Source organism: Bacteroides cellulosilyticus DSM 14838, from assembly GCF_000158035.1.
Classification (GTDB): domain Bacteria; phylum Bacteroidota; class Bacteroidia; order Bacteroidales; family Bacteroidaceae; genus Bacteroides; species Bacteroides cellulosilyticus.
On the sequence record NZ_EQ973491.1, the window covers coordinates 1,107,444 to 1,112,203 of the forward strand.

General features: G+C 43.1%; 7 protein-coding genes. 5 read left to right on the top strand and 2 right to left on the bottom strand.

The annotated features are described in order from the left end of the window. Window positions 1-117 precede the first annotated feature (117 nt). The gene (locus tag BACCELL_RS16465) at window positions 118-759 is read right to left on the bottom strand and encodes an AlbA family DNA-binding domain-containing protein (RefSeq protein ID WP_007213065.1); all 642 of its coding nucleotides are present in this window, start codon (window positions 757-759) and stop codon (window positions 118-120) included. 155 nt (window positions 760-914) lie between these two features. On the opposite strand from BACCELL_RS16465, the gene BACCELL_RS16470 reads away from it, so the two are divergent. The 5 genes from BACCELL_RS16470 to BACCELL_RS16490 all read left to right on the top strand — a co-directional run bounded on the left by BACCELL_RS16470 (window position 915) and on the right by BACCELL_RS16490 (window position 3,984). After that, window positions 915-1,088: a histone H1 gene (locus BACCELL_RS16470; RefSeq protein WP_007213067.1), complete on the top strand. Its 174-nt coding sequence runs from the start codon at window positions 915-917 to the stop codon at window positions 1,086-1,088. 230 nt (window positions 1,089-1,318) lie between these two features. Beyond that, window positions 1,319-1,636 carry a hypothetical protein gene (locus tag BACCELL_RS16475; protein ID WP_007213068.1) on the top strand — a complete coding sequence of 106 codons (318 nt, stop codon included), beginning with the start codon at window positions 1,319-1,321 and terminating at the stop codon, window positions 1,634-1,636. A gap of 1 nt (window position 1,637) precedes the next feature. Then, window positions 1,638-1,919, top strand: coding sequence for a Txe/YoeB family addiction module toxin (locus BACCELL_RS16480; RefSeq protein ID WP_007213069.1), 282 nt, complete (start codon window positions 1,638-1,640; stop codon window positions 1,917-1,919). Window positions 1,920-1,933: 14 nt separating this feature from the next. Then, complete coding sequence (locus tag BACCELL_RS16485; protein ID WP_007213070.1) at window positions 1,934-3,199, top strand: putative DNA modification/repair radical SAM protein; 1,266 nt, start codon at window positions 1,934-1,936, stop codon at window positions 3,197-3,199. A 14-nt stretch (window positions 3,200-3,213) separates the two neighbouring features. Further along, the gene (locus tag BACCELL_RS16490) at window positions 3,214-3,984 is read left to right on the top strand and encodes a TIGR03915 family putative DNA repair protein (protein WP_007213071.1); all 771 of its coding nucleotides are present in this window, start codon (window positions 3,214-3,216) and stop codon (window positions 3,982-3,984) included. Window positions 3,985-3,989: 5 nt separating this feature from the next. On the opposite strand, the gene BACCELL_RS16495 is transcribed toward BACCELL_RS16490, so the two are convergent. Further along, on the bottom strand, window positions 3,990-4,658 hold the full coding sequence (locus tag BACCELL_RS16495; protein WP_007213072.1) for an MgtC/SapB family protein: 669 nt from the start codon (window positions 4,656-4,658) through the stop codon (window positions 3,990-3,992). Between the last annotated feature and the right edge of the window lie 102 nt (window positions 4,659-4,760).

Genomic DNA, 4,760 nt, shown 5'->3' on the forward strand with positions numbered 1-4,760 from the left:
ACCCTAAGTATCATACTGAGATACCCTAAAATAACAACTGTTTCTGTTTTTTGTTTTTCTGTAAACAAGTTTTTCTTCATATCCAGAAAGTAGAAGTCAGGATTGAAGAATAATCATTTATTTTAGTCTGAAGTGAAACTTATGCCCTTCGAATACCGGTTCTACAATATCAAACCGGATGAACTTGGCAAGTAAATGTTCCGCTGCACGTCGGGAAAGGCGTGCCAGCCTACAATACCTGTTTAACGATAGACTGTCATTTTCTTCCAACAAGTCAAGCAACAACTGTTCGCGCTCAGTATAAGTTATCAGTTCTCCCCGCGGACTACCACTTTGCTGCCATACACGCAGATGAACCGGTGTAGCGAGTATATTCTCATCCTTGATGCGCAGATAAGCCAACGGTTTTCCTGTTTCATCCTTGGCATATACGGGTTTTTGCAGACTTTCTTCAATCTGCACTACCAGCACGCTGCGTCCTTCCGCCTGAAAGGTCTGCATGGTATAATTCACTTCCGGCTGACAGTACATTTGTGCTGCCGCCTCTATCATATATTGTTCCTCATCGGAGCGAACTCCGGCGATCTTTCCGTTATCTTTTACCCCGATCAGCAACCGCCCGCCGTCCGTATTGGCAAAGGCGGAGAGCGTTTTTGCGATCTTACGGGCATCGGAAATCTCAAACTTAAAGTCCTGCCTTTGGTGTTCGCCTTCGGCTATGAGCAAGTGTATGTATTCCGTATCTGTAAGGGGTTTCATGCCTGCAAAAGTAGGTAAAAAACGCCAGAGGACATTTTTTTGTGCAATTTTTGCGGATTATTTCAAAAAAAATATTGTTTTTCTGCATTTATTTCAAGAAAGAGTGTATTTTTGCCAGACATTATTAACGAAGTAATATTAATAAGAAAAGGATTATGAAAGAATTAGTTGAAAAAGTTGCTGAATTGTATGCAGCATTCGAGAAAGATGCAAAAGCTCAGATTGAAAATGGTAACAAAGCTGCCGGTACTCGTGCACGTAAGGCTTCTTTGGAAATCGAAAAATCAATGAAAGCATTCCGCAAAGCATCTTTGGAAGCTGCTAAATAATAAGCACGCTTACTGAAAGAATTGAAAGACCGTCTCAATGAGAACGGTCTTTTTTGTTTTATCCGGTACAAACATAGGGCCACCCGATATTTTCGGTATACCCATCAAATAATAAGCAATTTGTTCAGCCGCAAGATAACGCGGATCTCTTTATTAATTCTTTTTCAAACTATATACATTGTGTATATGATATATCTTTTATATCTTTGTAAAAAAAGAAAGGAGTTATTATGGCGACAATGACATTAGAGAAAAAAAGGAAAAATATAGATTTGCCTGTTGACGTATTACAGCGCTTATCGGTTTTGGCTGCTTCACAAGGTAAGAGTTTGAAAGCTTTCATAGAGCACCTCTTGGTGGTAAAAGCAAATTCTATTTCTGTGGAAGTTTTAGAAAATCCCAGTCCAAGTGGCGATTCCTTTTTCGAAGATGTAGAAAATATGGCCGAGATTTCAGCACGAGTGAAAGCACATAAAGCAGGAAAGACAAAATCTGCCATAAAGCTTAAATCAGCCGAGGAAATCAAGAGCTTTATAGATAATCTCTGAGATGAAATATATCATAGAGTTTGAAGCCAAGGCTATAGAGGATTTAGCTAAATTGAAGAAATCGGGAAATAAAGCATTAATTACTAAAATCGAAAGATTACTTTTGGAAATAGCAGAACACCCTACTGTGGGAACTGGACAAGTGGAAGCATTGAAAGGTACTCTATCCGGTTATTGGAGCAGGAGAATTGATAAGTTTAATCGTATTATTTATACCATTGAAGAAGAAATTGTGACAGTTACAATAATTTCGGCTAAAGGGCACTATGGTGATAAGTGGTAAGTTGTGTAGTGGATATGAATGAAAACGTCCTCAATAAACTGAAAATACTGGCGGAGTCGGCTAAATATGACGTCTCATGCTCGTCCAGTGGTACCGTGCGTTCCAACAAACCAGGTATGTTGGGTAATACTGTCGGCGGCTGGGGCATTTGCCATAGTTTTGCTGAAGACGGGCGTTGCATTTCACTACTGAAAGTGATGCTGACGAACTATTGCATCTACGACTGTGCATATTGCATCAATCGTCGTTCTAATGATTTGCCGCGTGCTACGCTTTCTGTCAGCGAGTTGGTAGATCTGACGATGGAGTTCTATCGCCGCAATTATATAGAAGGGTTATTTCTGAGCAGTGGTGTGGTGCGAAGTCCGGATTATACCATGGAACGCCTGGTGCGTGTGGCCAAGGACTTGCGCACAGTGCATCGTTTCAATGGCTATATTCATTTGAAAAGTATCCCCGGTGCCAGTCGTGAACTGGTGAACGAAGCGGGATTGTATGCCGACCGCCTCAGCGTTAATGTAGAAATACCGAAAGAGGAGAATCTGAAACTTCTTGCCCCCGAGAAAGATCATAAAAGTGTATATGCACCGATGCGTTATATTCAGCAAGGCGTATTGGAAAGTTCGGAGGAACGGAAGAAACACCGCCATGCACCACGTTTTGCCCCTGCCGGACAGAGTACGCAAATGATTGTAGGGGCTACGGCGGAAACGGACAAAGATATCCTTTTTCTTTCATCTGCTCTTTACAAAGGACCTACAATGAGGCGTGTTTATTATTCCGGTTATATCTCTGTGAATACGTATGATACGCGTTTGCCGGCCCTGAAGCAACCACCGCTGGTGCGTGAAAATCGCCTGTATCAGGCAGATTGGCTTATGCGCTTTTATCAGTTTAAGGTGGAAGAGATTGTGGATGATGCATATCCTGACCTGGACCTGGAGATTGATCCTAAACTGTCGTGGGCCTTGCGCCATCCGGAGCAGTTTCCGGTAGATATCAATCGGGCGGATTATGAGATGTTATTGCGTATTCCCGGTGTCGGAGTGAAGTCGGCAAGATTGATTGTGGCATCCCGTCGTTTTTCTAAGTTAGGTTTCTATGAGTTGAAAAAGATAGGAATAGTGATGAAGAAGGCGCAGTACTTTATTACTTGCCATGAACTCCCCATGAAGACAGTGAATGAAATGACTCCGCAAGCAGTGCGCAGTTTGCTGATTACGAAACCGAACAAGAAGAAAGTGGACGAAAGGCAGTTGTTGCTTGATTTCCACGACTAAGAGAGTTCCTTTCCATGAATATATTTGTTTTTGATAATACTTTCGAGGGCTTACTGACTTCTGTTTTTGAAGCCTATTCCCGTCGTATTTTTCCTGATGCATTGTCTCCGGAAGGAGAGCCATTACCCTTATTTCATGATGAAGTCTTCACGGTAATCACCGAAGAAGAAAAGGCGAAGCGAGTATGGCGTGGTTTGCAAAAGAAACTCTCTTCCGGTGCTCTGTCTTGCCTTGCCCAATGTTGGCTGGCGGAGGAACAGGAAACTCCGATGCTTTTGTTCCGTTATATCTGTAAGGCGATTGATGCTCCCCGTTCCATTGAAACCAATTTTGCCGATCCGGATGTGCTGGAATTCTCGCGTATGTGGAAGCGGGTGGATTGGGAACGTCTTCGTATGCTCCAGTTTATCCGTTTTCAGAAAGCTGCCGACGGCACCTTCTTTGCTGCGGTAGAGCCGGAAAAGAATGCTCTACCACTGGCTATCGATCATTTTAAGGATCGTTTTGCCGATCAGCCCTGGCTGATATACGACATAAAACGGGCGTATGGCTTCTATTATGATTTGAAAGAAGTACGTCAGGTTACCTTTGAAGAAGGTTCACGCGAGGGACATCTGGTCACGGGTATGCTGGACGAAAGCTTGATGGATAAAGACGAGAAACTTTTTCAGCAACTCTGGAAGACATACTTTAAAGCCATCTGTATCAAAGAACGGCTAAATCCGCGGAAGCATAAACAAGATATGCCTGTACGTTACTGGAAACACATGACAGAGAAGCAGTAATAAGATCATTCTATCTGTTCTACTGTTACATCCGGCCATTCCTGCATCAGTGACAGCATGTGCCCTTCGTCATTACTCCGCTTGGATTTGATAACCATAGTCACTATATACCTTTCTGTATCTCCGGAACCTAATCTTTCCATTTTGTAGGAGACTAACATATAATTTCGGGAGTTAAAGCGATCGGATACTTCCTTAAGGATATCCTTATTTTCGGTAGAGAATGTTATCATGGAGCTTTTCATCCCTACACTTTTGAACAGGATGCTGAGCAGTTCCAATCCAGCCAGAGTGAGCAGGGTAGCAGCTATACTTATTACATACATTCCGGCTCCAACCGCCAGACCGATGCCTGCTGTAGCCCATATTCCGGCAGCAGTGGTCAGCCCCCTGACAATTTGTTTTTGTAATATGATGGTACCGGCACCGATAAAACCGATACCGCTGACTACCTGGGCTGCTACACGACTCGGGTCCAGCGAGACACTGTTTTCTTTGATAATGTCCTGAAAGCCATATTGGGAAACAATCATGATGAGGGCACTGCCCAACGATACTAAAAAGTGAGTACGATATCCTGCTTCTTTGGCACGGTATTCTCTGTCCAGGCCGATGATGGCACCTAAGATGCCGGCTACTAATAATCTGAGTACGAAATCGAAATCTAATGTCATATTGGCTCCTTTCTGTGTTTTAAGTTACTGTACTTTTTCTTTCGGCTTGCCCCGAAAGAAAAAGATACCAAAAAGAAAGAGGCACCGGCTACGTCTCCGGAG